The sequence below is a fragment of the Streptomyces sp. NPDC058751 genome (assembly GCF_042746485.1).
Classification (GTDB): Bacteria; Actinomycetota; Actinomycetes; order Streptomycetales; family Streptomycetaceae; genus Streptomyces.
Genome location: NZ_JBHYPZ010000048.1, coordinates 18,517 through 45,363, shown reverse-complemented (window position 1 = coordinate 45,363; position 26,847 = coordinate 18,517). Strand labels below are relative to the sequence as shown.

The window sequence follows — 26,847 nt, the reverse complement described above, 5'->3', positions numbered from 1 at the left end:
CGGCCTCCTACCGGGGCGTCAGACGGCCCGAGCCGTTCTGCCGGGGCAGCAGCGGGGGCTCGTACGCGGCCCCGTGCGCTCCCAGGGCCAGGACGGCGGCGACCGGGTGGTCGTCGTCCGCCGGGCTCTTCGGACCGGTACCCGTCGGCGCCGCGGCGGGCTCGGGCGTCGAACGGGACAGCGTCACCACGCCCCACGCGGCGATCGACGCTCCGCCGAACGCGAGCAGCAGGCCCGCCGCGCCGCCCTGGAGGCGCTCGCCGAGCAGGGACAGCCCGATCGCCGCCGCGGCCAGCGGGTTGGCGAGCGTCACGACGGCCAGCGGGGCGCCGAGCCCGCCCTGGTAGGCGGTCTGCGACAGCAGCAGCCCACCCGCCGCGAAGGCCGCCACGAGCAATGCCACCACGACGACCTGCGCGCTGAGCGGTGAGTCCGAACGGTCGGTCGCGGCGACCGTCACGGTCTGGGTGAGGGCCGAGGCCACGCCCGAGGCGAACCCCGAGCCCGTCGCGTGCCGCAGGCCCGGCCGGGCACCGCGCGTCAGCGCGCCGATCACCGCGGCGGTCGTTCCCGCGACCGCGAGCGCCTGCGGCAGGCTCAGCGTCTTCTCCGGCGCGGACCCCGACGCCGCGACGAGCAGTGCGGCGAGGCCGGTCAGCGTGAGCGCCGTGCCGCGCCACTCGACCGCGCTGACCCGCCGCCCGGCGGCCCGCGCGCCCAGCGGCACGGCGGCCACCAGGGTGAGCGCCCCGAGCGGCTGGACCAGCGTGAGGGTTCCGTACCTGAGGGCCGCCACGTGCAGCAGCGCGGCCGAGGCGTTCAGGGCCACCGACCACCACCAGGCGCCCCGGGCCAGCAGGCGCAGCGTGCCCGAGCCCGCCGACCGGGCGGCGAGCCGCTCCTGCGCGACGGCCGCGGAGGCGTAGGCGACGGAGGAGAACAGGGAGAGGACGACGGCGACGAGCGTCGGGTTCATCGCCCGGCTCCCGCGGGTCCGGACGGATCGCGTACGGGGTCCCCGACGGGCCCGCGGCCCGGGCGCGGACGCGTGGGGGCGGCCGCGCCGTGCGGCGCGGCCGCGGGTGTCGCCGCGTCGGGCGGCTCCGCTCGTGACGCGGACCCGGATGCCGGGTCCGCGGGCTCGGTTCGGGAATCCATCCCAGGTCCCCTTGCTGACGGTCTGGTCTCGTGAGGTGCGCGGTGAGCCCAGGACGGGAGCCGGTCGGGCTTCCCGGCGCGGGACGACCGGCTCCCGTCCGAGGCTCATCGATACGGTAGTGTACCGATACGGCAGTGTACCGATACGGAGGTGTACCGATACGCTTGTGTATCGATACGGACTCGTACCGGTACCTTCCCGTGTCGATTACACTGAGCGCAAGACCGCACCGGCATCGGCCGGTTGGAGCTAGGAGAAGCGCCATGACGTCGCAGGCCGCGGACGGACCGGAGACGGTCGTCGCCTCGCGCCGCTCCAAGATCACGCCCGAGCGTGAGCAGGAGTTCTACGACGCCGTGCTCGAACAGATCCGGGAATGCGGCTACGAGGCGCTCACGATGGAGGGCGTCGCCGCCAGCACCCGGTGCAGCAAGTCCACGCTCTACCGGCAGTGGAAGACGAAGCCGCAGTTCGTGGCCGCGGCGCTGCGCAACAACCGCTGTCCGCGGTTCACGGGGATCGACACCGGCTCGCTCGCCGGCGACCTCCGCGCGGCGGCCGCGGCGGCGGGCGAGTGGTCGGCCCGGGACGGCACGCAGCTCCTGCAGGGCCTAGGCAACGCCGTGATGCAGGACGCGGAGCTCCAGCGGGCGCTGCGCGACGCGCTCGTCGAACCCGAGGTCGCCGAGCTGCGGGAGATGATCGGCCGCGGTGTCGAGCGCGGTGAGGTCGACGCGGGTCACCCGGCGCTGGAGTTCATCCCGGCCCAGATGCTCGGTGTCCTGAGGGTGCGCCCCCTGCTGGAGGGGCGGTACGCGGACGCGGCGTACCTCACGCGGTTCGTGGAGGCCGTCGTGCTGCCGACGCTCGGCCTCGACTGAGTCTCAGGCCGTCGTCCGTGGGATGACCGGACGTCGGCCTGTTCGCGCCGCACCGTGGGGACGGGGGCGGCGCACACCCCCCGGCCGGGTGGGGTTCCCCTTGAGCGGAGGGGCGCTCCACCCGGCCGATCCACGTCCGCGGTGTCCCGGCGGCGGGACGGGGCGTCAGGCGTCCGATGTCGGCGTTCTCAGACGTTCTGCCCGTTTCCGCCCGCTCCGGCCGCCACCTTGATGCCCTTGGTGATCTTGTCGATGACCGACTGCTCGGGGGCCTTGGAGCTGATGTCGAGGCCGAAACGGACGACGACGAGCGAGCCGGGGACGGCGGGGGACGGGAACACGAGCGACTGGACGTACCCGTCGTCGCCCTTGCTCGTCACGACCTTCCAGCGCACCAGGTAGCCCTTCTCGCCGGCCACCGTGACGGCCTTCGAGGCGAGCTCCGTGTGCGAGGTGATCGAGCCGTAGCCCTTGCCGTACGACTCGGTGGCGTTCTTGGAGATGTCCTCCTTGGCCGCCGCCTCCGCCGTCGTGGACTTCAGCTTCTGCGCCGACGCCGGGGCCGAGTAGGCGCCGCCGCGCTGGCAGTTCTGCGAGGTGTCGCCGGGGCATTTGTAGGTGTCCTCGGTGGAGACCGCCGCCGTGCCCGCACCGCTCTGGCCGGTCCATCCGTCCGGCACCGGGATGCTGATGCCGTTGTAGACGTCCGTGGCGTAGCCGGGGTCGGTCTGCGGCCGTCCCGGCTCGCCGGGCGCCGGGCTCTGCCCGTCGGAACCGCCCGAGCCCCCCGAGTCGCCGCGGCCGTCCGAGCCGCCGGGCCCTCCGTCCGGGCCGCTCTCCTGGCCGCCGGGGCCGCCCCGCGGTCCGCCGCGGCCGTCCGGCCCGGTGGAGCCGGAGGACGCCGTGCCGCCGGGCCCGTCGTCGCCGGCCAGCGCGTACACGCCGCCGCCGATCCCCGCGAGGACGGCGACCGCCGCCGCGACCGCTATGCCCGTACGGAGCCCGCGCCGCGGACCGCTCGGGGCGTACGCCGGGTAGGGGGCGGTGCCCGCCGGGTACGCCGAGTACGCCGAGTACGCCGGGTGCGCCGGGTATGCCGGGGGACCCCATGCGGCCGCCGGCCCGACGGGACGGACCTGGTCCGTCCATGCCTTACCGTCCCACCAGCGCTCGGTGGCGGGAGCGTCATCTGTCTGCCCGGGGTCGGGATACCAGCCGGGGGGAGTCGCCTGCGTCATGGGCCCACCGTATGAGGCCAGGGTGAAAGGCGGATGAGAGGGTTCCCCGAAGCCCGCTCCGGGACTGCTCCGGGACTGCTCCGGGACTGTCCCCGGGGTCGCTCCAGGGCGGCTCCGGGCTCGCTCCCGAGCCGCTTCATGGCCTGACGCGGCCATGCCGATGAGGGCCGGCGGGTACGGAGATCCACCGGACGGATGAAGAACGCCAGTGCCAACACCGCACGTCCCTCGTCCCTCGTCCCGGCCGGCTGCCGTCCTCCGGGGACGAGGTGCCGGAGACGGGGGCGCCGGACCCGGAGGGTGGCGGACGGACGTCCGCGGCACCCGGGGGCGGGGTCGCCGGGAGCACCGGAGGAGAGGGCGCGCAGGTCACGGCCGCGCGCGGGGGCGCTCGTGCCGGTTCTCCCCGGAGGCGCGGCGCCCGCCGGCAGCCGCGCGGGGCGAGCGGACGAAGGAGGAAAATTACCTTCATTTTTCCAGTGTTTGACCAACCGTCAGTTCCCTTGCCGGTCACGGGCCGTCCGGTCCCGTCGCGGTCGCGAGTCCGCCGTCACCCCTCCCGGCAACTGCTGCCGGGTCCCGCCTCCGCCACGGCTTCCAGGAGGCTAGGCTCGTTGCAGTTAAGTCGTTTGGGCGACCTGGGGAGGTAGCGGGATGACGGAGGTACGGCCCGGAGCGGTCGCCTCGGCTTCCCTGTGGGAGCGCGAGGGCGAGGTCGCCGTTCTCGAAGAGGCGATCACCGCGCTGCGAGCGGACTCCGCGACCTCGGGCACCCTGCTGGTGCTCAGCGGAGAGGCGGGTCTCGGCAAGACCGCCCTCCTCGCCGAGGCCCGCAGGATCGCGGAGGGCAACGGCTGTTCCGTGTGGTCGGCGCGCGGCGGGGAGACCGTCACGTCCGTCCCCTTCAACGTCGTACGGCAGTTGCTCCAGCCGGCCCTCGTCTCGCTGCTCCCGGAGGAGGCGCGCGAGTACCTGGGAGACTGGTACGACATCGCGGGACCCGCCCTCGGCATAGTCGAACCGGGTGACCGGCAGCCCGACCCGCAGGGCGTCTGCGACGGCCTGGTCGCCGCGGTGCGGCGCCTCGCGAAGCGGGACTGGCCGCTCGTACTGCTCATCGACGACGCTCACTGGGCCGACCAGGAGACCCTGCGCTGGCTGGCCGCGTTCGCCGAGCGCCTGGACGACCTGGCCGTCCTCGTCGTGGTGGCCCGCAGGGTGGGCGGGGTCAGCGGCGAGAGCGCCCGGCTGCTCGACGCGGTGGCCGCGGCGGGCCGTCCGGTCTCCGCCCTGACCGCGCTGACCCCGGCCGCCACCGAGGGACTGACCCGCGCCACGCTCGGCGAGCACGCCGACGCGCCCTTCTGCCGCGAGGTGTGGGCGGTCACCGGCGGCAACCCGTACGAGACCGTCGAACTGCTCGCCAAGGTCCAGGACAGCGACCTGGAGCCGGTCGAGGGCTCGGCCGCCGAACTGCGCGACCTGAACCGCTCCGCCCGCGGCCGCGGACTCGTCGCCCGCCTCGAAGGACTCGGCGTCGACGCCACCCGGTTCGCCTGGGCGGCCGCCATCCTCGGCACCGGGATCTCCCTCGACCTCGCCGCCCAACTCGCCGGAATGCCCGACGAGGACGCCTCCCGCTGCGCCGAACTGCTCGGCGCCGCCCGCATCCTGACCTCGGCCGGATCCACGGGCGGCCACCGGCCGGACGGCGAGCTGGAGTTCGTGCACCCGCTGATCGAGACGGCGGTCTACCGCTCGATCCCCGACGCCCTGCGCACGGCGATGCACGGCCAGGCGGCCTGGGCGGTCACCGAGTCCGGACGCGGTGCGGCCGCGGCCTCCCGCCATCTCCTCGAAGTGCATCCGGACGACGACCCCGAACTCGTCGAGCAGATGCGCGAAGCCGCCCGCGAGCACCTCGCCGTCGGCGCCCCGGACGCGGCCCGGCGCTGCCTGGAGCGGGCGCTGGAGGAGCCGCCGCTGCCCGAGGTGCACGCACGGGTGCTCTACGAACTGGGCTGCGCCACGCTCCTGACCGCCCCGTCCACGACCATCGGCCATCTGCGGGCCGCGCTCGAACGGCCCGGACTCGAAGCCGCCGAGCGGGTCGACGCCGTGTTCCGGCTCTCCCAGGCACTGGTCCACAACAACCAGCTGGACGAAGCCGTCCGCACGGTCGACGCCGAGGTCGAGCAACTGGAGCCGGGGCCCGCCCGGATGCGGCTCCAGGCCGTGCACTACATGTGGGAGGGCATCCAGGCGGGCGAGGAGCGCGCCGGACACTCCAGCGGTCTCGCCGAACTGGTCACGACCTGCACGGGCCGTGACAACTCCGAGCGCGCGCTGCTCATACTGCGCGGCTTCGACGCGATGACCCGCGGCGAGAACGCCGAGGAGGTCGTGGAACTCTGCGACCGGGCCCTCGTCAACGGCCGCCTCGCGCCCGGACTCGCCTGGACCGACACCGAGTGGGGCGTCGAACTCCTGCTGATGCTGGGCAGCGCGTACGCCTACACGGACCGGCTGGACCGGGCCGAGAGCCTGTTCAGCGAGGCCCTGCACGCCTATGTGAAGGCGGGCTGGAGCGGCGGTCACCTCTCCCTGGCCAACGCCTACCTCGGACTCGCCCACCGCAGGCGCGGCCGCCTCGCCGACGCCGAGCACTACCAGCGCGAATCGCTGCGCCTCGCGGAGCGCGTCGGACGCGGACTGCCCCTGTACTGGTCGGCGACCTGCGGTCTCATCGACACCCTGCTGGCCCGCGGGCACGTCCAGCAGGCCGCGGAGATCGCCGAACGCCACGGCTTCGCGCCTCCCTACCCCTCCACGATCGTCCTTCCCGACACCCGCTCGGTGCGCGGCCGGCTGCTGCTCGCCGTCGGCCGCACCAAGGAGGGCATCAACGAACTGGAGGCCGCGGAGAAGGCCGCGGCCGCCCGAGGCCACCACAACACGGTGCTCGCGCCCTGGGCCGTCGACCTCGCGAGGGCACTCGCCAACGAGGACCCCTCGCGCGCCGCCTCGCTGGCCGGCGACGCCCGCCGCCAGGCCGAGCGCTTCGGCACCGACACGGCGATCGGCGAGGCCCTGCGCTGCGCCGCCGCCCTGGAGACCGGTCAGCGCGCGGTCCGGCTGGCGGCCCAGGCGGTCACCTACCTCGAATCCTCCCCCTGCCGGTACGAACACGCGGCGGCCCGCGTCGAGTACGGCATCGCGTCCCGCTCGGTGATGGAACTGAACAAGGGCCTGACCCTGGCGCGTGCCTGCGGGGCGGACGGCCTGGTGACGAAGGCGGAGGCCGCACTGAGGGGCCTGTAACGAGCCCCGGCCGGGAGCGCGGCCCGCGCACCCCGGCCGGGGCGGTTCGCGGATGCCTTGCCGACCGGGGCGGCGGCCCGTGTGCGGCCTGGCCGGGGCGGCAGCCCGCAGGTGTCTCTTCCGGCCGGGGCGACGGCCCGCGCGTGCGCCTGCCGGGGCGCCGCCCCGCGGGGGCCCCTGGCCGGGGCTCGGCCTGCGGGTGCCCTGACCGGGTTCCGGCCCCGGTGTCGGCGCCGGGACGGGGTCAGCCCGCGGAACCCGTCGGGGAGGCGCCGCCCTCCGCGTGGTCCTCCCCGTCCTCCTCCGCGCAGGGCTCCGCCAGAACCCGCTGCGCCACCGCGAACGCCGAATTGGCGGCCGGGACACCGCAGTAGACCGCCGTCTGGAGCAGCACCGCGCCGATCTCCTCGGGCGTGAGCCCGTTCCGCCGGGCGGCACGGACGTGCATCGCCAGCTCGTCGTGGTGGCCGCGTGCCACCAGCGCGGTCAGCGTGATCATGCTGCGCTCACGGCGGGTCAGTGTCGTGTCGGTCCAGATCTCACCCCAGGCGTAGCGCGAGACGAAGTCCTGGAACCGGGCCGTGAACGGGCTCTGCCGCGCCTGCGCACGGTCCACGTGCTCGTCGCCGAGGACCTGGCGCCGTACCGCCATGCCACGCCGCGCGACCCCCGCCGAGAAGTGCGCCCGCAGCGCCGTCAGCACGGCCTCCGGGCACTGCGCGGGCGCCAGGTGCGAGGCGCCCGGGATCTCCACGAGCGTGGCACCCGGCACCGCGTCCGCGATCTCGCGCAGATGCGCGGGCGGGGTCGCGGGGTCCTCGCGCCCGGCGATCAGCAGCGTCGGTACGGTGATCGACCCCAGCCGGTCCCGGATGTCGAACGAGGCCAGGGCGTCACAACAGGCGGCGTACGCCTCCGGGTCGGCGTCACGGAGGTCCCGTACCAGCTCGGGCACGGTGAAACCGGCGGTGAACCACCGGGTGCCGGCGGTCGCCGCGAGGGGTCCGAGACCTTCGCGGCGCACCAGTTCGGCCCGCTCCTCCCACGGCTTCGATCCGTCGAAATGGGCCGAGGAGCAGACGACGGCGAGGGACGAGAGCCGCTCGGGGTGATGGACCGCCAGGTGCAGGCCCACCGCGCCGCCCAGCGACACACCGGCGTACGCGAAACGCCCGATGCCCAGCGAGTCGGCCAGTTCCAGCACGAGCGCGGCAAGGTCGGCGACCGTCGCTCCCGGTCCGATCCGGTCGGCGGGCGAGCCGCCGTGCCCGGGCAGGTTCCAGCGCACCACCCGGTGGGCGGCGGACAGTTCGGGCGCGATCTCGTCCCACAGGGCGTACGACGTCCCGAGCGAGGGCCCGAGCAGCAGCGGGGGAGCGGTGGGGGACCCCTCCGCGCGGTGGGTGAGCGGGTTCGCGGTCAACGTCGCTCCAGAGCACGGTCGGTGAGGACTCCGGCGGAGCCCGTGTAGCGGGCCGGGTCGGTCAGCCCGGTGATGCCGGCACCCGGGAGGTCCCGGAGAGCGGGTTCCTCAGCGAGCACGTCCGCGAGGGGCCGCCGTTCACCGGCGGCCCGCTCGGCGGCCCGCGTCAGCAGCTCCTTGGCGCGCACCCGGCCGAGAACCGGGGCGAGTTCGGCGGCCAGCCGCTCGGAGACGATCAACCCATGGGTCAGGCCCAGGTGTTCGCGCATCGCATCGGCGTCGACCCTCAGGTTCCCGGTCAGTTCGGCCGTGTCGCGGGCCGCCCCGCCGGTCAGCCGGAGCAGGTCGCGCAGGGGTTCCCACTCGGCGTGCCAGGCCCCGGCCGGCCGCTCGTCCTCGGCCGCCAGCGATCCGTACAGGCCGGCCGCGAGCAGGGGAGCGCGCCGGGCGGCGGAGGCCACGAGGGTGGCCCGCACCGGATTCGCCTTGTGCGGCATCGCGGACGAGGCGCCCCCGGACCCCTCGGCCAGTTCGGCGATCTCGGTGCGCGAGAGGGTGAGCACGTCGACGGCCGTCTTGCCTAGGGCACCCGTCGTGAACGCCAGGGCTCCGGCCAGGTCCGCGATCGGCGTGCGCAGGGTGTGCCAGGGCAACACCGGCTCGGTCAGGCCCAGTTCGCGGGCGTACGCGGCGGTCAGGGCCCGGGTGTCGTCCGCGCCGAAGGCGGTGAAGGCGGCCAGGGTGCCGGCCGCGCCGCCCAGTTGGGCGGGCAGGGAGGCCCGTACGGCACGCAGCCGGTCCCTGGCGTCGAGCACCAGGGACCGCCATCCCGCCGCCTTCAGCCCGAAGGTCGTCGGCACGGCGTGCTGGGTGAGCGTGCGGCCGGGCAGGACGGTGTCCCGGTGCCGCTCCGCGAGCCGGGCGAGGTGGTGCCCGGTCCGCTCCAGGTCGTCCAGGACCAGGTCCAGGGTGCGGGCCGCGACGAGCATGGTGGCGGAGTCCAGGATGTCCTGGCTCGTCGCGCCCCGGTGGACGTACGGGCCGAACGCGGCGGGGACGGCGGCCGTCAGGTCCGCGACCAGGGGGATCACCGGGTTGCCGCCGTCGCGGGCGCGCAGCGCGATCGAGGCGACGTCGAAGTCCGCGCCACGGGCGGCTAGGGTCACCGCCGTCGCGGCATCGGCCGGGGCCAGCCCCAGGGACGCCTGGGCCCGGGTCAGCGCGGCCTCCGCGTCGAGCAGGGCCCGCAGATAGGCGGTGTCGCTCGTCGCCTCCGACGCCGGGGAGCCCGCCCGGCCGGGAGCGAGCAGACCGGCGTCGGGCCCGGCGGGGCCGGCGGCGGTCAACGGAACTCCAGGAAGACCGTTTCGCCCTCGCCCTGGAGGCGGATGTCGAAACGGTACGTCCGCGGCGGGCCCGCGGTCGCGATCAGCGTGGCGCGCCGCTCGTCCGGCAGCGCGTCCAGCAGCGGATCCGTGCCGTCGGCCAGATAGGCGCGGGTGAACAGGTGGTGGGTCAGACCGCGCGCGAACACGCACACGGCGACGTACGGCAGTCCGGTGTTCCCCGGCGGCAGGGTGCGCAGGACGTAGCGGCCGTCGGCGTCGGTGGCGACCCTGCCGAAGCCGGTGAAGTCGACGCCGTCGCGGCCGAGGAAGCCGCCCGTGGACGGGTCGCGGCGCAGGGAGCCGGGGGCGCCCGTGAGCGAACCGTCGGGCGCGGCCTGCCAGAAGTCGAGCAGGGCGTCGGGGACCGGCGCGCCCGCCCCGTCGAGCACGTGGCCGTGCAGGGTGATCGTGTCGGGCCGGCCCGGGGGCGCGATGTCGCCGCCGCCCGGGAACGGGAGCGCGTGGCCGTAGAAGGGGCCGATGGTGTGGGCGGGGGTGGGGAGCGGCGGCTCGGTCATGCTCACCGGCCTTCCTCGGTCCAGGTGGCGGAGGGGCCGTCGAGGACGATGTCCCACGCGTAGCCCAGGGAGAACCCGGGCCGCGACAGGTCATGCTCGTACGAGGCGACCAGCCGGTCGCGGGCCGCCTCGTCCGTCACGGACCGCAGGATCGGGTCGTACGGGAACAGCGGGTCGCCCGGGAAGTACATCTGCGTCACCAGCCGTTGGGTGAAAGCGGTGCCGAAGACCGAGAAGTGGATGTGCGCGGGCCGCCAGGCGTTGGTGTGGTTACCCCAGGGGTACGGCCCCGGTCTGACCGTGGTGAACGCGTACCGTCCCTGATCGTCCGTCAGGGTCCGTCCCACACCGGTGAAGTTGGGGTCGAGCGGCGCCGGGTGCTGCTCGCGCAGATGGGCGTACCGTCCCGCCGCGTTGGCCTGCCAGATCTCGATGAGCTGGCCGCGCACCGGACGGCCCGCGCGGTCGAGCAGCCGGCCCGAGACGGTGATCCGCTCACCGATCGGCTCGCCCCGGTGCTGCAGGGTGAGGTCGTTGTCGGTCCCGGTGATGTCGGTGACGCCGAAGACCGGGCCCGACAGCTCGACGGTCTCCGGGTCGCCGCCGCTCACGGCGACCAGCGGCTGCTTCGGGTGGCGCAGCCGTGAGCTGCGGTACGGGGGGTAGTCGCGCACGGCGTGGTGCCGTACGGGCGCGCCGCCCGCCACCGCCTCGTCGTACGCGCCCTGGAGGTCCCGCATCTCGGCGTCGACGTCCGACTGGGCGGGAGCCACGGCCGGGTTCCCGGTGTCCGGGGACGAGGGCTTCACGGGCGGACCCCCTCCGCGAGACGGACCTCGGCGGCGGTCCTCGCCACGACCTCCGCGGCCGTGACCCCCGGCGCGGTCTCCACCAGGAGCAGGCCCTCGTCGGTGACGTCGAGGACGCCGAGGTCGGTGATGATCCGGTTCACACAGGCCTTGCCGGTGAGCGGCAGATCGCACTCCCGCAGGATCTTGGGCGAGCCGTCCTTGGCGGTGTGGGTCATCACGACGATGACCGTACGGGCCCCGTGGACGAGGTCCATCGCCCCGCCGATGCCGGTGACCATCTTGCCGGGGACGGCCCAGTTGGCGAGGTCGCCGCCGGCCGACACCTGCATCGCGCCCAGCACCGCGACGTCGATGTGCCCGCCGCGGATCATCCCGAAGGACAGCGCGGAGTCGAAGTACGAGGCACCCGGCAGGACCGTCACGGTCTCCTTGCCGGCGTTGATCAGGTCGGGGTCGACCTGGTCCTCGGCCGGGTAGGGGCCCGTGCCCAGGATGCCGTTCTCCGACTCCAGGACCACCTCGACGCCCGGGGGGAGGTGATTGGGGATCAGGGTCGGCAGACCGATGCCGAGGTTCACGTACTGGCCGTCCCTCAGCTCACGTGCGGCCCGTGCCGCCATCTCCTGCCTGCTCCAGGCCGTCACTCGCTCACCGTTCCGTGTGGCGCGGACACCGAGACCGTCCGCTTCTCGATCGTCTTGGCGCTCGCCTGCTCGCGGGTCAGGGCCACGACGCGCTGCACGAAGATGCCGGGCAGGTGCACGGCGTCCGGATCGATGGCGCCCGGCTCCACGAGCTCCTCGACCTCGGCGACCGTCACCCGGCCGGCCGTCGCGGCGAGCGGGTTGAAGTTCCGGGAGGACTTGTTGAAGACGAGGTTGCCGTGCCGGTCGCCCTTCGCGGCCCGTACGAGCGCGAAGTCGGTGCGGATGCCGTGCTCCAGTACGTACGCGGTGCCGTCGAACTCGCGCACCTCCTTCGGCGGGGAGGCCAGCGCGACACCGCCCCTGCCGTCGTACCGCCACGGCAGCCCGCCCTCGGCGACCTGTGTGCCGACCCCGGCGGGCGTGTAGAAGGCGGGGATCCCGGCGCCGCCCGCGCGCAGCCGCTCGGCCAGCGTGCCCTGCGGGATCATCTCGACCTCCAGCTCGCCGGCCAGGTACTGCCGGGCGAACTCCTTGTTCGCGCCGATGTACGAGCCGGTGACACGGGCGATGCGCCCGGCGGCGAGCAGGGTCGCGAGCCCGGATTCCATGGCCCCGCAGTTGTTGGAGACGACCCCGAGTCCCCGGACGCCACGTTCGAGGAGAGCCGCGATCAGCACGTCCGGTACACCGCAGAGGCCGAATCCGCCGACCGCGAGGGTCGCGCCGTCCGGTACGTCGGCCACCGCCTCCAGCGCCGTGGCGATCACCTTGTCCATCCGCGCGGCCTCATCTCTCCCGGGTGTCCGGCGCTCCGCGCCGACCGGTCGGTTTAATCAGGGCACTGACTGTTCGTTCGAGGTGACCGACACGCTGCCACCCGGGCTCCGGCCCGTCAATACTCCAGAAAGGCGGCGTGATCCGGGGTGGAGGCGAGGCCGACGGAGGTGGAACGGCCGTCCGGGGGGCGGGTATCGTTCAGTGCACCAACGAATTCTGCATCAACGGATTCCGCACAGACAGATTCGGCAGCGACGGATTCGGCAGCGACGAGGGCGGGAGCGCACATGGCCGCGGTGGACCTCTCCACCCACCCCGGGCACCTGGCCCGGCGACTGCAGCAGGCGCACCACCTGCTGTGGAACACGATGGTCTCCGAGGAGATCACCTCGCCCCAGTTCGCGGTCCTGAACGCGCTCGTCGCCGAGCCCGGCCTCGACCAGCGCACGGTGGGGGAGCGGGTGGGGCTCGACCGCTCCACGATCGCCGAGGTCATCGGCCGGCTCGGGCGCCGCGCGCTCCTCGACAAGGTGCGCGACCCGCAGGACGGGCGGCGCTTCCTGCTCCGCCTCACCGATGACGGGCTGCGCGTCCACCGCAGGCTGACCGTGCGCACCGCGCGCATGAACCAGGTCTTCCTGGCCCCCCTCTCCGCCGAGGAGCAGGGGCTCTTCCTCGACCTCGTCCAACGCGTCTCGGACGCGGCCGAGGGGCTCCGCAATCCCGCGGAACCCCTGCGCGCCAGGTCCTAGGGCCCGTGCCCGGGGGGCTCACGCCTCGGCGAGGACCACCCACACCTGGCCCCGGGCGAAGTTCATCGGCGTGCCGTCCGGGGTGGTGAACCGCGTGCCGTCGGCCGCCTCGGGGCGCGTCCAGTCGGCCTCGAAGGCGCGGCCGTCGCGCAGCACCCGGGCGGTGCCCGAGCCCACCGACTCGGTGAACGGCGAGTTGTTGCCGAGGAAGTCGTGGTATTGCGAGGGCCGCACCTTCACGTACTGGATGACCACCGTCGCCGGAGCCACCGGGGTGCCGTCGGTCGTCACCGTCGGCGTGCCGTCCATGGCCACCAGCCAGCGTTCGCGGTCGGGCGACCAGGTGAAGGTGAAGCGGGCCGACGGGAAGCGGACCGTGCGGGAGGTCTCGGGGGTGCCGCCCGTGGGCGCGGGGCCGAAGCGGAAGCCCGTGGTCAGCGCGGCGTCGCCGGGCGCGGAGTCCATCAGCCGCCGCGGACGCAGGTACAGGTTGTGCGGCGCAGCCTTGCCCGTGCCCCGGTACCAGGCGTCGGGCACCTTCCCCGCCGGCTCGGGATCGAGCGGGGCGTCGTCTATCAGCGGCAGCAGCTTGTGCTGGGCTCCGGAGAACGCGAGCTTCGGGTCGTGGAACTGTCCCAGCAGTTCGAGATCCGACTCGCGGGCACTGCGCACGGGGCCGATGCTGTCGGGCAGGGTGCTCGCGAAGACCGCCATCAGCCGGCTCAGACCGCCCTCGACCTGCTCCGCGTAGACCACGTCCGCCGCGTCGAGCCCCGTCTGGGGGCGGGCGTCGGGCGCGTTGTCGATCTTCACGGCGAGCACCGGGCCGACGTCCGGCCTGGGGGTCACGCCGTCGCTCGGTTCCAGGGACTGGTTCGGGCTCGGGGTCCGGCTCGGGGTCCGGCTGTCGTCGGCCGCTCCGCCGCCCGAGGTGCAGCCCGTCATCAGGGAGCCCGTCACGGTGACGGCCAGCAGCGCCGCCGTCCATGCGCCCCGCCGTATTCGCCCCGTCTCTCGCATGCCCACCGTGCCACCCGTCCCGTGCCATCGATTGTGCGTTCAATAGTTCATCGATGGCCATACCCGATCGTTCCTGGTTGCATATAAGGGAGAGTTGACCGGTTGGGCGGGACGGTCCGTGCGGGATCGAACGGGGGCGCGGAGAAAGCGGTTCCGTGCCCGGTGCGTCAGCTCCGCGGCCCCAGGATCTCCGCCAGGTCGTAGCCGACCGGCTCCTCCAGCTGTCCGTACACGCAGCTCTCGGCGGTGCGGTCGGGGCGCCATCGGCGGAAACGGGCCGTGTGGCGGAACCGTACGCCGTTCTCCATGTGGTCGTAGGCCACCTCGGCCACCCGCTCGGGCCGGACCGGTACCCAGGACGGGTCCTTCCTCGCCGACCACCTGCTGGGCGCGCCCGGCAGCCGGGCGCCCTCGTGCGCCGCCTCCTGCTCCCAGGCCGCCCACGGATGCCCGGCCGCGTCCTCCAGCCGCAGGGGCTCCAGCTCCTCGACCAGCTCCGCCCGCCGCTTCATCGTGAACGAGGCGCTCACGCCCACGTGCTGGAGGGTGCCCCCGGTGTCGTACAGGCCGAGCAGCAGCGACCCGACGACCGGCCCGCTCCTGTGGAAGCGGTAACCCGCGACCACGACGTCCGCCGTCCGCTCGTGCTTGATCTTGTACATGGCCCGTTCGTCCCGCAGGTACGGCAGCGTGAGCGGCTTCGCGACGACCCCGTCGAGCCCCGCTCCCTCGTACTGCTCGAACCAGTGCCGCGCCACCTCGCGGTCCGTGGTCGCGGGCGCCAGGTGCACCGGTGCCGTCACCCCGGACAACGCCTCCACCAGCAGCGCCCGCCGGCCCTCCAGCGGCACGTCGAGCAGGGAGGCGTCGGCCAGGGCCAGCAGGTCGAAGGCCACGAGGAAGGTGGGAGTGCTCCCGGCCAGCATCCGCACCCGTGAGTCCGCGGGGTGGATCCGCTCCGTGAGCGCGTCGAAGTCGAGCCGCCCGTCCCTGGCGATCATGATTTCCCCGTCCAGCACGCAGCGCTCCGGCAACCGCTCCCGCAACGCCTCGACGAGCTCCGGGAAATACCTGGTCAGCGGCTTGCCGGTGCGACTGCCGAGCTCCACCTCGGCACCGTCGCGGAACACGACGGCCCGGAACCCGTCCCACTTCGCCTCGTAGTGCATGCCCGGCGGGATCTTCGCCACGGACTTGGCGAGCATCGGCTTCACGGGCGGCATCACCGGCAGATCCATACCTCGATTCTGCGCGGCGGCACGGGCATCCGCCCGGTGTGCGGGGGCCGTGGGCCGGGCCTACCGTGGCTCGCATGGGTGATGCGGTGGAGCTCGAAGCGGCCGGCAGGAGCGTTCGTCTGTCCAGCCCGGACAAGGTCTTCTTCCCGGAGCGCGGGTTCACCAAGCTGGACCTCGCCCAGTACTACCTGGCCGTCGGCGACGGCATCCTGCGCGCCCTGCGCGACCGTCCCACCACGCTGGAGCGCTACCCGGACGGGGTGACCGGCGAGTCCTTCTTCCAGAAGCGGGCGCCCGGGAACATGCCCGACTGGATCCCGACCGCCGGCATCACCTTCCCCAGCGGCCGCGGCGCCGACGAGATGTGTCCCACCGAGCCCGCCGCCGTGCTGTGGGCCGCGCAGTTCGGCACGCTCACCTTCCATCCGTGGCCGGTCCGCCGCGACGACGTCGACAGCCCCGACGAACTGCGCATCGACCTCGACCCGCAGCCGGGCACGGACTACACCGACGCGGTGCGCGCCGCCCACGAACTGCGCGAGGTCCTGCACGAGTACGGCGGTCTGCGGGGCTGGCCCAAGACCTCCGGGGGCCGCGGGCTGCACGTCTTCGTGCCGATCCGGCCGCGCTGGACCTTCACCCAGGTGCGCCGGGCCGCCATCGCCGTCGGGCGCGAGCTCGAACGCCGTGCGCCCGAGCTGGTCACCGTCGCGTGGTGGAAGGAGGAAAGGGGGGAAAAGGTCTTCGTGGACTACAACCAGAACGCCCGGGACCGCACCATGGCCTCGGCCTATTCCGTACGGCCCCGCCCACACGCCCCGGTCTCCGCACCCCTGCGCTGGGACGAGGTGGAGGACGCCAGGCCCCGCGACTTCGACCTGGCGACCATGCCGGGGCGCTTCGCCGAACTCGGCGACGTGCACGCCGACATGGACGACCACTCCTTCTCCCTGGAAGCCCTGCTGGAACTCGCCGACCGCGACGAGCACGACCACGGCCTCGGCGACCTCCCGTACCCGCCCGAGTACCCGAAGATGCCGGGCGAGCCCAAGCGGGTGCAGCCGAGCCGCGCCAGGCACGAGGACGGCGAGGACGACGAGCCCTCGGGCGCGTGACCCCCTTCGGCCCGGCCGGACTGACGTCCGAGGAGGTCAGGAAGGCACCCCTGCTGCCAAGTCGCCCTTCGGAGAGATCAGTTCGAGCCGTTCTCGATGATCGGGGAGCACTCCCGCGGAGCGGGCGGTCGCACGGCTATCCTGATCAGCATCCGCCGAGGAGGTGCCCTGAGGTGACCGAGACAGCGCCGCGCCCCACCCTGGAGGCCGTGGCCGCCCGGGCCGGGGTCTCCAGGGCCACCGTGTCACGGGTCGTGAACGGCGGGGACGGGGTCCGTGAGCCGCTCGTCGAGCGGGTGCGCCGGGCCGTCGAAGAGCTCGGGTACGTTCCCAACCAGGCCGCCCGCAGCCTCGTCACCCGGCGCCACGACGCGGTCGCCGTCGTGATCGCCGAGCCGGAGACCCGGGTCTTCGCCGACCCGTTCTTCGCACTCCAGCTCCGGGGGATCAGCAAGGAACTGACGGCCCACGACTCCCAGTTGGTCCTGCTGCTCACGGAGGGCCGCGACGACCACGCCCGTGTCGCCCGCTACCTCGCCGGCGGCCATGTCGACGGCGCGCTCGTCTTCTCCCTGCACCTCGACGACCCGCTGCCGGGCCTGATCCACGGCGCGGGTGTCCCGACCGTGTTCGGCGGACGGCCCGGCTGGGGCGACGGCGTCCGCGAGGCGGTCTACGTCGACTGCGACAACCGCGGCGGAGCCCGCCAGGCCGTCCGTCACCTCCTCGGTCTCGGGCGGACCCGCGTCGCCCACATCACCGGTGCCCTCGACCAGACGTCCGCGGTCGACCGGCTCGACGGCTACCGGGACGTCATGGGCGACGCCGGTCCCGAACTCGTCGCGCGGGGCGACTTCACCCCGGCAGGCGGCGAACGCGCGATGCGGGAGCTGCTGGAGCGCCGCCCCGACGTGGACGCGGTGTTCGTGGCGAACGACCTGTCGGCCCTCGGCGCGCTGCGCGTACTGCGTGAGCACGGACGGCGGGTGCCCGAGGACGTGGCCGTGATCGGCTTCGACGACATGCTGCCGATCGCCGAACAGGCGGAGCCGCCGCTGACGACGGTGCGTCAGGAGATAGAGGAGATGGGCCGGTTGATGGCCCGGCTGCTGATCCGCGGACTGGGGGGCGGGGCCGGTGCGGAGGTCCCGGTGTCCGGGTCCCCCGGAGTGGTCCTGCCTACGACGGTCGTACGGCGGGCTTCGGCGTAGGCCCGACGGCGGGCCTCGGCGCCGGACGCGTGACGCTCGGCGCGGGCCGGCGTTTTCTGCCCCGCGTCCGCCCCGGTGACCGGGGACGTCAGTTCCGCCGCGGTGCGCTCCTGATCACCGCGAAGCGCGCCCCGTACGGATCGGCGAGCCTGGCCGTGCGGCCGATGCCCTCCAGGTCCGTGGCGGGCATGCGGACCGTGCCTCCGAGTTCCCGGGCCCCGGCCACCACGGCGTCCGTGTCGGGGACCTCGATGTACGGCAGCCAGTACGCGCCGGACCTCGCCTCGACCGGGTCGTCGGCGAGCGGCGTCAGGCCGCCGAACGTGTCCTCCTCCTCGGTTTCCGCCGGGTTGACGCAGGTGTGGATCCCGCTCGGGAACGAGAACGCCGAGGTGTTCCAGCCGAAGACCGCGTTGTAGAACGCGGCGGCCGCCGCGACGTCCGGGGTGACGAGCTCGACCCAGCACAGGGAGCCCGGGTCGCCGGCCATCTCCAGGCCCTCGGTCCGGCCGGGCTGCCGGACGCCGAAGGTCACGCCCGCCCGGTCGGCGAACACGGCCGTGCGCCCCTCGCCCAGCACGTCCACGGGCGGTACGAGCACCTTCCCCTTGGCGTGCTCGACCGCCTCGGAGGCGGCCTCGGCGTCCACGGTCCGGAAGTAGACGTTCCAGGACGGCGGGCCCTGCTCGGCGGTGATCCGCACGACCCCGGCCACGGTCCTGCCGTCCACCTGGAAGAAGCCGTACCCCCCGGCGTCCGGCCCCGCCGACCGGAACCGCCAGCCGAAGAGGCCCCCGTAGAAGGCGACGGCGCCCTCGACGTCGGCCGTGCCGACGTCCAGCCAGTTCGGGGAGCCATCGACGAAGCGGGTGGTGAGCATGATCGCCCTCCTTCGAGGGATTTCGTCGCCTTTGGTGGCCACTCTTCCACCGCCCGCCGGCAATCGTCGCGGGGGCGCGCGAACCGCCCGGAGGCGGCACCCGTCACTCCGGGTGTCCGGCACGATTCTCTTCGTCGCCGCTTTCTCCCGCGCGCCGCCGTGCCCGGGACCCTCCCGCGAGGCCATCATCGAGGCCGCCGGAAGCCTCGGAACGCGACGTTGATCCCGCGTTGATCGAACGTTTTTCGCCGTGGGACACGCTCTTGGGCATGTACTCGGAAACCATCACTCCGTCCGACCTCGCCTGGCAGGAACAGGCGCTGTGCGCGCAGACGGGGGCGGACTTCTTCTTTCCCGAGCCGGGCAGCTCGGTGCGCGACGCGAAGCGCATCTGCGGGATGTGCGCGATGCGGCCCGCGTGCCTCGACTACGCGCTGAGCAACGACGAACGCTTCGGCGTGTGGGGCGGACTCTCCGAGAAGGAGCGTCTCGGCCTGCGGCGCGCCCTGGAGTGACGCCGGCCCCGGCCCGGGCGTACCCGGACACGCGTGGGCCCCGGATCGCGCCGCCTCGGGTGAGACGGCACGGGCCGGGGCGAAGGGCGCACCGCGGGATCACGCGGTTCGCCCGTGTGGACGAGCGGGGCGTCGTCGCTGCCCGCGGGCGGGGCTACGCGCCGGCGCGGGCCGCCATGCGCGCCTTGCGGGCGGCGAGCTTCTCGTCGAACTTCGTGGCCTCGGAGTCGAGTCCGCCCATGAAGTAGCCCAGCTCCTCCTGGGCCTTGAGACCGTCGGGGCCGAGGCCGCCGATCTCCAGGACCTTGAGGTGGCGCAGCACCGGCTGGAGCACGTCGTCGTGGTGGATGCGCAGGTTGTAGACCTCGCCGATGGCCATCTGCGCGGCCATGCGCTCGAAGCCGGGCATGCCGTGACCGGGCATCCGGAAGTTGACGACGACGTCGCGGCACGCCTGCATGGTCAGGTCGGGGGCGAGCTCGAACGCGGCCTTCAGGAGGTTGCGGTAGAAGACCATGTGCAGGTTCTCGTCGGTCGCGATGCGCGCCAGCATGCGGTCGCAGACCGGGTCGCCCGACTGGTGCCCGGTGTTGCGGTGCGAGATGCGGGTCGCCAGCTCCTGGAAGGCGACGTACGCCACCGAGTGCAGCATCGAGTGGCGGTTGTCCGACTCGAAGCCCTCGCTCATGTGCTGCATGCGGAAGGCTTCGAGCTTGTCCGGGTCCACCGCGCGCGAGGCGAGCAGGTAGTCGCGCATCACGATGCCGTGCCGGCCCTCCTCCGCCGTCCAGCGGTGCACCCAGGTGCCCCAGGCGCCGTCACGGCCGAAGAGGGACGCGATCTCGTGGTGGTAGCTCGGGAGGTTGTCCTCGGTGAGCAGGTTCACGACGAGCGCGATCCGGCCGATCTCGGTGACCTTGGACTGCTCCTTGTCCCAGGCCTCGCCGTCCTCGAACTGCCCCGGGAAGTTGCGGGCGTCGCTGAAGGGCACGTACTCGTGCGGCATCCAGTCCTTGGCCACCTTCAGGTGGCGGTTGAGCTCGGTCTCGACGACTTCCTCCAGCGCGTACAGCAGGCGAGCGTCGGTCCAGGCGGCCGCCGGGCTGCCGAGGTCGGGGGAAGTGATCGTCACTGGTGCTCCAGGGAGGGACGGGACAACGAGCGAAAAGCCAACCTACGGCATCGTAGGCTACGTCTCCGTAGGTTACGACTCCGTAGGTTAAGGAGCCCGTAAAGGTCGCTGATCAGCGGCGTTGTGGACGAGAGCGCTCCGCCTCCCGGCAGTGCCGGAGGGGCCCGGGGCGTCGAGGGTCCCGGGCCGCGCGGAAGGCTCGCTCACCCGTTCAGCCGTACAGCTCCCGAAGCCGTACCGAGAGACATGTCACACAGCCTTCGAGCTTCTCGAACTCGCCGATGTCCACCACGACCGGTTCGTGGCCGAGGCCGGCGAGCAGTTCCGCGGTCCTCGGGGCGGACGCCGCCATCAGCAGCCTGTTGCCGCCCAGGAGCACCACGTGCGCCCCGGACTCCTCCGGCACCGCCAGGAAGCGAGGGAACAGCGAGGGGGTGTCCACCAGCGGCTCGTGCCCGATCACCGTTCCGTCGGGCAGCGCGGTGACCGCCGACTTCAGGTGCAGCACCTTGCCGACGGGAACGGCGACGACCCGCGCCCCGAGCGGTTCGAAGACCGCGCGCAGCTGCTGGACCCCGGCCGCGTTCGTCCGGCCGCCGCGGCCCACGTAGACCGTGTCGCCCACCTTCAGGACGTCGCCCCCGTCGAGGGTGCCCGGATGGCGGATCCGGTTCACCGAGCAGCCGAGGCGGGCCACGGCCTCCTCCACCGCCGGGGTCTCGGCGCGGCGGGACTCGGCGCCCGGGCGGGTGACGAGGGCGACGTTGCGGAAGACGACGACGGCGTCCTCGACGAACACCGAGTCCGGACAGTCCTCGGCCGGGTCCACCTCCACGGTCTCCCAGCCGTGCGCGCGCAGCGCCCCGGTGTACGCCTCCCACTGCCCGACCGCGCGACCGACGTCCACGGCCGTGCGTTCCACGTGCGTCACCAGCCCCTCGGCGAGGCGGGGGCCGGGCCGACGGACGAGCGCTTTTCGACTGGGCACGGGCGGGTCTCCGAATCGGACGGGGGTGGCGCGCCATCACGGAACGCACTTCACGGAGCGCACTTCACGCACGCGAAACGGCCCCCGGTTTGGCACCGGGCACCGCCCACCCCGACGCTAGGCCGCCCCCGCTCCCCGCACTATGAGGAATACCCGACAGTTTCCGGAGCGATTTCTTTCAGTTCTCCTCCTTCCAGCAGCAGCCACCGCGTGATGCCGATCGACTCCAGGAACGGCATGTCGTGACTGGCGACGACCAGCGTCCCCTCGTACGACTCCAGGGCCGTGGTGAGCTGGCGGACGCTCGCCATGTCGAGGTTGTTCGTCGGCTCGTCGAGCATCAGCAGCTGCGGGGCGGGCTCGGCCAGCATCAGGGCCGCGAGCGCCGCGCGGAAGCGCTCGCCGCCGGAGAGCGTCGCCGCCGGCTGGTCGGCCTTCGCGCCCTTGAACAGGAAGCGGGCGAGACGGGCCCGGATCCGGTTGTCGGTGGCGGCCGGCGCGTACCGGGCCACGTTCGCGGCGACGCTCAGGGAGTCGTCCAGGACGTCGAGCCGCTGCGGCAGGAAACGCAGGGGAACGTGGGCCCGCGCCTCGCCGGACACGGCGTCCAGCTCCCCGGCGACCGTGCGCAGGAGCGTCGTCTTGCCCGCTCCGTTGCGCCCGACGAGCGCCACGCGTTCGGGTCCGCGAAGCTCGAACACGCCGTTCACCCGCGAGCCGTACCGCAGCTCCAGCCGGTCGAGGGTGAGGACGGTGCGCCCCGGCGGCACGGCCGTGTACGGCAGGTCGATCCGGATCAGATCGTCGTCGCGTACGGCCTCCACCGCCTCGTCGAGACGCTCCTTCGCCTCGCTGAGCCGGCCCTCGTGCATGATGCGGTGCTTGCCCGCGGACTCCTGCGCCGCCCGCTTGCGCGCCCCCATGACGATCTTCGGTTCGCGCTTCTGCTCGTACATCTTCTGCCCGTACCGCTTGCGCCGAGCCAACTTGACCTGGGCGTCGACCAGTTCGCGTTTCTGCTTCTTCAGATCGGACTCGGCGACGCGCACCATGCGCTCCGCCGCCTCCTGTTCGGCGGCGAGCGCCTCCTCGTACGCGGAGAAGTTCCCGCCGTACCAGGTGACCTCGCCGGAGCGCAGATCGGCGATCTGGTCGGCCAGGTCGAGGAGTTCACGGTCGTGGCTGACCACGACCATGACCCCGGACCAGGCCTGCACGGCCGCGTACAGCCGCCGCCGCGCGTACAGGTCGAGGTTGTTGGTGGGTTCGTCGAGCAGCAGCACGTCGGGCCGGCGCAGCAGGAGCGCGGCCAGCCGCAGCAGCACCGACTCGCCACCGGACACCTCGCCGATCGTGCGGTCCAGGTCGATGTGGCCGAGACCGAGCTCGCCGAGGGTCGCGCGGGCCCGCTCCTCGACGTCCCAGTCGTCGCCGACGACGTCGAAGTGCTCCTCGGCCACGTCACCCGACTCGATCGCGTGCAGGGCGGCGCGGACCGCGCGGATGCCGAGCGCCTCGTCGACCCGCAACGTGGTGTCGAGCGTGACGTTCTGCGGCAGGTGACCGACCTCGCCCGCGACCCGGACGGTGCCGTCGGCCGGGGTGAGCTCTCCGGCGATCAGCTTCAGCAGGGTCGATTTGCCCGATCCGTTGACGCCGACGAGTCCGGTGATGCCGGGTCCGAAGGCGACCTGGAGACCGTCGAGGACGTCGGTGCCGTCCGGCCAGGCGAAGGACAGGGACGTACAGGTGATGGAAGTGGGGGACGTTGACATACGGGCCTCGCGGTTGCTGGATGCGGTCGGGGGTACGCGTACGGGACACCGCGAGGCGACGACGATCCAGTTCGGAGGAGAGCGACAGGAAAAGGCTCCGCACCCTGGGACGGCTCGAACGCCGAGGTCGCACGCTGCGCACACGCGGGTCCGACAGGACCGGCTGTGCGACGCGGTGTCTCAGACCTCAGACGAGCAACGTCCTTCTCCGTTCGACGGCAACAGAACCGCTCCACACCGTAGGGGCGGTCCTGAGGGCTGTCAAAGGATTAACGCGCCCCCGACGAACCGAGGAGATCCCGTGCCGAACGGCCCGCTCTCGTTGCCCGCCCGGCTCCACCTCTTGGCGTGGGACACCACGAAACGGAGGATCACAGGCTCCACCCACCTCCACCACCTGGTGCGCGCCGGCGCCCTCACCGAGCTCGCCCAGCGCGGGCTGCTCGTCGACGACGACGGCATCGTCACCCCCGTCGACCCCGACTCCCGTACCGGGGACGTCGTTCTCGACGGGCTCCTGGAACTCGTGTCGGAGTCCAGGCCCCGCAGGTGGAAGCCGTGGGTCACCTCGCGGGCCCGGGTCACCCTGGACGCCGTCCAGGCCCAGCTCGCCGCCGAGGGCTACCTGCGGGCGCGGCGCAAGCGGGTCCTCGGGATCTTCCCGTCCGTCGAGTACGAGCTGGACCGGGTGCCCGTGGTGGAGGCCCTGCGCGAGGAGGCGCGGGGAGTGCTGGAGGGCCCGGTGCCCGTCGCCGACGTCGGTGACCGTGACGCGGCCCTGGTCGCCCTGGCCACCGCCGCCGGGCTCCGCACCTTCGCGTCGCCCGAGGAGCGGGGGCTGCACCGGGCCCGTATCGACGAGCTCACCGAACGCGCGGGAGCCGCGGCCCCCGCCCTCAGGAAGGTCGTCCAGGACGTCCGTACGGCGGTGGTCGTGGCGGCCGCGGCGGCCTCCTCCACGGCCCCGGCCACGACGGCGTCGAACTGAACCCCACGGCCGAACCGAACCCCACGTACGTGTCGGATTCCCGCCAGCTCCCCGCGCGCCGCCCGTGCTTGGCTTGTCCCCATGACCGACATCGAGCGACTCCGCGACTCCGCCCTGGCCTTCCGCGCCCTGCACGTACCCGGCCGGCCCCTCGTCCTGGCGAACGCCTGGGACGCGGTGACCGCGAGGATCGTCGAGGACGCGGGTGCCGCGGCGGTCGCGACGACCAGCGCGGGCCTCGCCTGGGCGCTGGGCGTGCCGGACGGGGACCGGCTGGACCGGCGGGACGCGCTCGCGGCCGTCGCGCGGATCACCGCCGTGGTCCGGGTGCCGGTCAGCGCGGACATCGAGAGCGGCTACGCCTCCGGCACCGAGGGGCTCGGGGACACCGTCCGCGCGGTGCTCGCGGCGGGCGCGGTGGGCGTGAACATCGAGGACGCCCTGTACGGGGAGGGGGCCGGGCCGCTGCGTCCGCAGGCGGAGCAGGCGGAGCGCGTCGCGGCGGTCCGCGCGGCCGCCGACGCGGCGGGGGTTCCGCTCTTCGTCAACGCCCGCATCGACACGTACCTGCGCGGCGCGGGCGGGGTGGAGGAGACCCTGGAGCGGGCCGCGGCCTTCCTGGCCGCGGGAGCCGACGGCGTCTTCGTCCCCGGAACCGTCGACGGGACGACCGTGAAGGCGCTCGTCGAGGGCATCGACGGCCCCCTGAACATCCTGGTGGGTCCCGGGTCGCCGTCCGTGGGCGAACTGGCCGCGCTCGGCGTGGCCCGGATCAGCGCGGGGTCGAGCGTCGCCGCGGCCGCGCACGCCCTGGTCCGCCGTGCCGCGCGGGAGCTGCTGGACACGGGGACCTGCGAGAGCCTGACCGGCGGGTTCGACTACGCCGGCCTCAACTCCCTGATGGGACGCGCCGGCTGACCGCACCCGCGGCGCCTCAGCAGGTGCCCCGCATGAGCTCCTCCAGGTCGCGGTCCAGGTCCACCTGGAGGTGTTCGAGGCCGACCGGCACCAACTCGGTGCTCTGCCGGAGGAAGTTGCGCACCTCGCCCGAGCGCACGTGGATCACGGCGGTGCCCTCGGGGGCGTGGAACTCCATTACGGTGCGGTCGAATCCGTACGGCCGCACCCGTACGTCGCCGTGCCCCACCGCGTCCTCCAGACCCGACACGAGCAGCTCCCGGGCGAAGGTCCAGCAGACCTCGACGCCTTCGAGCGTGGCGGGCGCCGGGAAGGTCATGCGGACGGCGAACGGGTCGGTCCGGTCGTAGTGCAGCGTGGCCGGAATGCTCGGCATCCGCGGCGCGGCGGCGACGAGGCGGGCCTCAACGGGCTGCTCGATGACGGTGGACAACGCCTTGCTCCCTTGTGACGGCTGGACGAACTCCGGGCGGATGAAGCCGGTCAATTGAAGAGACGGAAGAATGACCCGGCGCGTGCACCTCTGACCCGAGTGACATCTGTCACCGAGGTCTGCACCGAAAGATCCACTTCTCCGACCGTGGTGATTCCTTTCCGCGACCGTGGTGATCCCTTTCCGTTCCGCGCTCACCCGACACCGAAGAGGACACCCCGACGGCCCCCGAGGTTCCCGCCGACCGCCATGTGGACACCATTGGGGGACGGAGGCCGTCTGGACGCGGCCGGGTGAGTGGACTAGCTTCGCCCGCCATGAGGGGCTTGGGGAAGACGAGACGCACGGGCCGGACGGTCGGCGTGGGTTCGGCAACGGCCTTGCTCGCCGCGGCACTCGTGGCCGCGGTGCCCGCGGCGGCCGCGCCCGCACCGGCGCACGACGCGGCGCGGACACCGCACTGGGCGCTCAAGGACAGTGGTACGGAAGCCCGTTTCCGCGGACTGTCGGCCGTCAGCAGGGACACCGCGTGGGTGGCGGGCTCGAAGGGCACCGTGCTGCGCACCACCGACGGCGGCGCGCTCTGGCGGAACGTGTCGCCGCCCGGCGCCGCGGACCTGGAGTTCCGCGACGTCGAGGCGTTCGACGCGCGGCGTGCCGTGGTCCTGGCCATCGGCGAGGGCGAGGCGTCCCGCGTCTACCGGACCGAGGACGGTGGCGCCACGTGGACCGAGTCCTTCCGCAACACCGACGCCAGGGCCTTCTACGACTGCCTCACCTTCCTCGACCGGCGGCACGGCCTGGCGATGAGCGACCCGGTGGACGGCAGGTTCCGCATCCTGTCGACCAGCGACGGCGGCCGCTCCTGGAAGGTGCTGCCCGGCGAGGGGATGCCCGCCGCCGAGGACGGAGAGGCGGGCTTCGCCGCGAGCGGCCAGTGCCTGGTCGGCTCGGGGCCCCGCGACGTGTGGCTGGCCACGGGAGGGGGCGCACGCGCGCGCGTCCTGCACTCCGCGGACCGCGGACTGACCTGGACCGCCACCGGCACCCCGGTCCCCGCGGGCGACCCGGCGCGCGGCGTCTTCGCCCTCGCCTTCCGCGACCGCGTCCACGGACTCGCGGTGGGCGGCGACTACCGAGCCGGCCAGGCGTCGCCGCGGGCCGCGGCGGTCACCCCCGACGGCGGCCGCACCTGGACCACCGCGGACCGGCCCCCGCCCGCCTACCGCTCCGGCGTCACCTGGCTCCCGCGCAGCCGCACCGCCGCCCTCGCGGTCGGTCCCACCGGCACCGACCTCACCACCGACGGCGGCCGCACCTGGCGCACCCTCGACACCGGCTCGTACGACACCGTGGACTGCACCCCGGACCTAGTGCCGCGGCAGGCAACGTTCGCCCCGTCGCGACGCCCGGCACGCTCCCCCAAGCTCTTCGAGCAGGGGGCACCCCCACTCGCCGCACCGGCCGAAAGCCCAAGTGCGTCCAGTACGAGGACTTCCGGCCGGCACACCGAGAGCACGCTCCCCCAAGCTCTCGGCTTCGCTCGAGCAGGGGGGACCCCCATGACGCCGCTCCTTGACGGGCGAACGTTGCCTGCCGCGGCACTAGGCTGCTGGGCCTCCGGGGAGAAGGGCCGGATCGCCCGGCTGGAGCGCTGAGGGGCGGGGAGGGGCGTCAGCCGGGGGTCTCGCGGTAGTGATCGAGGGCCGTTCCCGCAA

At 73.4% G+C, this 26,847-nt stretch carries 23 protein-coding genes and 1 pseudogene; 9 read left to right on the top strand and 15 right to left on the bottom strand.

What is annotated here, in order from left to right:
• Window positions 1-7: 7 nt before the first annotated feature.
• Complete coding sequence (locus ACFW6B_RS33950; RefSeq protein ID WP_386602287.1) at window positions 8-976, bottom strand: hypothetical protein; 969 nt, start codon at window positions 974-976, stop codon at window positions 8-10.
• A 446-nt stretch (window positions 977-1,422) separates the two neighbouring features.
• On the opposite strand from ACFW6B_RS33950, the gene ACFW6B_RS33945 reads away from it, so the two are divergent.
• The gene (locus ACFW6B_RS33945; protein WP_386602285.1) at window positions 1,423-2,040 is read left to right on the top strand and encodes a TetR/AcrR family transcriptional regulator; all 618 of its coding nucleotides are present in this window, start codon (window positions 1,423-1,425) and stop codon (window positions 2,038-2,040) included.
• 188 nt (window positions 2,041-2,228) lie between these two features.
• Here ACFW6B_RS33945 and ACFW6B_RS33940 read toward each other — a convergent pair whose 3' ends face one another.
• Window positions 2,229-3,278, bottom strand: a complete 1,050-nt coding sequence (locus ACFW6B_RS33940; RefSeq protein WP_386602283.1) for a DUF2510 domain-containing protein — start codon at window positions 3,276-3,278, stop codon at window positions 2,229-2,231.
• Window positions 3,279-3,932: 654 nt separating this feature from the next.
• Between ACFW6B_RS33940 and ACFW6B_RS33935 the strand changes: the two genes are divergently transcribed.
• Window positions 3,933-6,599, top strand: a complete 2,667-nt coding sequence (locus tag ACFW6B_RS33935) for an ATP-binding protein (protein WP_386602281.1) — start codon at window positions 3,933-3,935, stop codon at window positions 6,597-6,599.
• A gap of 244 nt (window positions 6,600-6,843) precedes the next feature.
• On the opposite strand, the gene pcaD is transcribed toward ACFW6B_RS33935, so the two are convergent.
• The 6 genes from pcaD to ACFW6B_RS33905 are packed head-to-tail and all read right to left on the bottom strand — an operon-like array spanning window position 6,844 to window position 12,163.
• Window positions 6,844-8,022 carry a 3-oxoadipate enol-lactonase gene (pcaD, locus tag ACFW6B_RS33930; RefSeq protein WP_386602279.1) on the bottom strand — a complete coding sequence of 393 codons (1,179 nt, stop codon included), beginning with the start codon at window positions 8,020-8,022 and terminating at the stop codon, window positions 6,844-6,846.
• Window positions 8,019-9,368, bottom strand: coding sequence for a 3-carboxy-cis,cis-muconate cycloisomerase (gene pcaB, locus ACFW6B_RS33925; protein ID WP_386602277.1), 1,350 nt, complete (start codon window positions 9,366-9,368; stop codon window positions 8,019-8,021). The genes pcaD and pcaB overlap by 4 nt, the downstream gene beginning before the upstream one ends.
• Entirely contained in the window at window positions 9,365-9,928 is a 564-nt protein-coding gene (gene pcaG, locus ACFW6B_RS33920) for a protocatechuate 3,4-dioxygenase subunit alpha (protein WP_386602343.1), read from the bottom strand. Before pcaG ends, pcaB begins: the two co-directional genes overlap by 4 nt.
• A gap of 2 nt (window positions 9,929-9,930) precedes the next feature.
• Window positions 9,931-10,701 (bottom strand): protocatechuate 3,4-dioxygenase subunit beta, encoded by a 771-nt coding sequence (gene pcaH / locus ACFW6B_RS33915; protein ID WP_386602341.1) that lies wholly within the window; start codon window positions 10,699-10,701, stop codon window positions 9,931-9,933.
• Window positions 10,702-10,733: 32 nt separating this feature from the next.
• On the bottom strand, window positions 10,734-11,384 hold the full coding sequence (locus tag ACFW6B_RS33910) for a CoA transferase subunit B (RefSeq protein ID WP_386602275.1): 651 nt from the start codon (window positions 11,382-11,384) through the stop codon (window positions 10,734-10,736).
• A complete protein-coding gene (locus tag ACFW6B_RS33905; protein WP_386602273.1) occupies window positions 11,381-12,163 on the bottom strand; it encodes a CoA transferase subunit A in 783 nt (260 codons plus the stop codon). The genes ACFW6B_RS33910 and ACFW6B_RS33905 overlap by 4 nt, the downstream gene beginning before the upstream one ends.
• A 288-nt stretch (window positions 12,164-12,451) precedes the next feature.
• Here ACFW6B_RS33905 and ACFW6B_RS33900 point away from each other — a divergent pair, with 288 nt between their 5' ends.
• Complete coding sequence (locus ACFW6B_RS33900) at window positions 12,452-12,916, top strand: MarR family winged helix-turn-helix transcriptional regulator (RefSeq protein WP_386602271.1); 465 nt, start codon at window positions 12,452-12,454, stop codon at window positions 12,914-12,916.
• Between the two features lie 18 nt (window positions 12,917-12,934).
• Here the strand turns inward: ACFW6B_RS33900 and ACFW6B_RS33895 are convergent, their stop codons facing one another.
• Window positions 12,935-13,936: a DUF3048 domain-containing protein gene (locus tag ACFW6B_RS33895; RefSeq protein ID WP_386602269.1), complete on the bottom strand. Its 1,002-nt coding sequence runs from the start codon at window positions 13,934-13,936 to the stop codon at window positions 12,935-12,937.
• Between the two features lie 167 nt (window positions 13,937-14,103).
• Entirely contained in the window at window positions 14,104-15,174 is a 1,071-nt protein-coding gene (locus ACFW6B_RS33890) for an ATP-dependent DNA ligase (RefSeq protein WP_386602267.1), read from the bottom strand.
• Between the two features lie 74 nt (window positions 15,175-15,248).
• Here ACFW6B_RS33890 and ligD point away from each other — a divergent pair, with 74 nt between their 5' ends.
• Both ligD and ACFW6B_RS33880 read left to right on the top strand, forming a co-directional pair.
• Window positions 15,249-16,289, top strand: coding sequence for a non-homologous end-joining DNA ligase (ligD, locus tag ACFW6B_RS33885; protein ID WP_386602265.1), 1,041 nt, complete (start codon window positions 15,249-15,251; stop codon window positions 16,287-16,289).
• A gap of 173 nt (window positions 16,290-16,462) precedes the next feature.
• Entirely contained in the window at window positions 16,463-17,500 is a 1,038-nt protein-coding gene (locus ACFW6B_RS33880; protein ID WP_386602263.1) for a LacI family DNA-binding transcriptional regulator, read from the top strand.
• 88 nt (window positions 17,501-17,588) lie between these two features.
• Here ACFW6B_RS33880 and ACFW6B_RS33875 read toward each other — a convergent pair whose 3' ends face one another.
• A complete protein-coding gene (locus ACFW6B_RS33875) occupies window positions 17,589-18,380 on the bottom strand; it encodes a VOC family protein (protein WP_386602261.1) in 792 nt (263 codons plus the stop codon).
• 269 nt (window positions 18,381-18,649) lie between these two features.
• Between ACFW6B_RS33875 and ACFW6B_RS33870 the strand changes: the two genes are divergently transcribed.
• A complete protein-coding gene (locus tag ACFW6B_RS33870; protein WP_386602258.1) occupies window positions 18,650-18,895 on the top strand; it encodes a WhiB family transcriptional regulator in 246 nt (81 codons plus the stop codon).
• A gap of 154 nt (window positions 18,896-19,049) precedes the next feature.
• Here the strand turns inward: ACFW6B_RS33870 and ACFW6B_RS33865 are convergent, their stop codons facing one another.
• From ACFW6B_RS33865 to ACFW6B_RS33855, 3 genes are all read right to left on the bottom strand, one after another.
• Window positions 19,050-20,027: an acyl-ACP desaturase gene (locus ACFW6B_RS33865; RefSeq protein ID WP_386602256.1), complete on the bottom strand. Its 978-nt coding sequence runs from the start codon at window positions 20,025-20,027 to the stop codon at window positions 19,050-19,052.
• Window positions 20,028-20,238: 211 nt separating this feature from the next.
• Window positions 20,239-21,015 (bottom strand): dimethylargininase, encoded by a 777-nt coding sequence (ddaH, locus tag ACFW6B_RS33860; protein ID WP_386602254.1) that lies wholly within the window; start codon window positions 21,013-21,015, stop codon window positions 20,239-20,241.
• A gap of 140 nt (window positions 21,016-21,155) precedes the next feature.
• Window positions 21,156-22,790: an ABC-F family ATP-binding cassette domain-containing protein gene (locus tag ACFW6B_RS33855; protein WP_386602252.1), complete on the bottom strand. Its 1,635-nt coding sequence runs from the start codon at window positions 22,788-22,790 to the stop codon at window positions 21,156-21,158.
• A 301-nt stretch (window positions 22,791-23,091) separates the two neighbouring features.
• Here ACFW6B_RS33855 and ACFW6B_RS33850 point away from each other — a divergent pair, with 301 nt between their 5' ends.
• Both ACFW6B_RS33850 and ACFW6B_RS33845 read left to right on the top strand, forming a co-directional pair.
• Window positions 23,092-23,778, top strand: a complete 687-nt coding sequence (locus ACFW6B_RS33850; protein WP_386602250.1) for a GPP34 family phosphoprotein — start codon at window positions 23,092-23,094, stop codon at window positions 23,776-23,778.
• 81 nt (window positions 23,779-23,859) lie between these two features.
• Window positions 23,860-24,696 carry an isocitrate lyase/phosphoenolpyruvate mutase family protein gene (locus ACFW6B_RS33845; protein ID WP_386602248.1) on the top strand — a complete coding sequence of 279 codons (837 nt, stop codon included), beginning with the start codon at window positions 23,860-23,862 and terminating at the stop codon, window positions 24,694-24,696.
• Between the two features lie 16 nt (window positions 24,697-24,712).
• Here the strand turns inward: ACFW6B_RS33845 and ACFW6B_RS33840 are convergent, their stop codons facing one another.
• On the bottom strand, window positions 24,713-25,129 hold the full coding sequence (locus tag ACFW6B_RS33840) for an SsgA family sporulation/cell division regulator (RefSeq protein WP_386602247.1): 417 nt from the start codon (window positions 25,127-25,129) through the stop codon (window positions 24,713-24,715).
• A gap of 317 nt (window positions 25,130-25,446) precedes the next feature.
• Between ACFW6B_RS33840 and ACFW6B_RS33835 the strand changes: the two are divergent.
• Window positions 25,447-26,502, top strand: a pseudogene (locus tag ACFW6B_RS33835) (WD40/YVTN/BNR-like repeat-containing protein); the annotation flags it as partial.
• Window positions 26,503-26,847 lie beyond the last annotated feature (345 nt).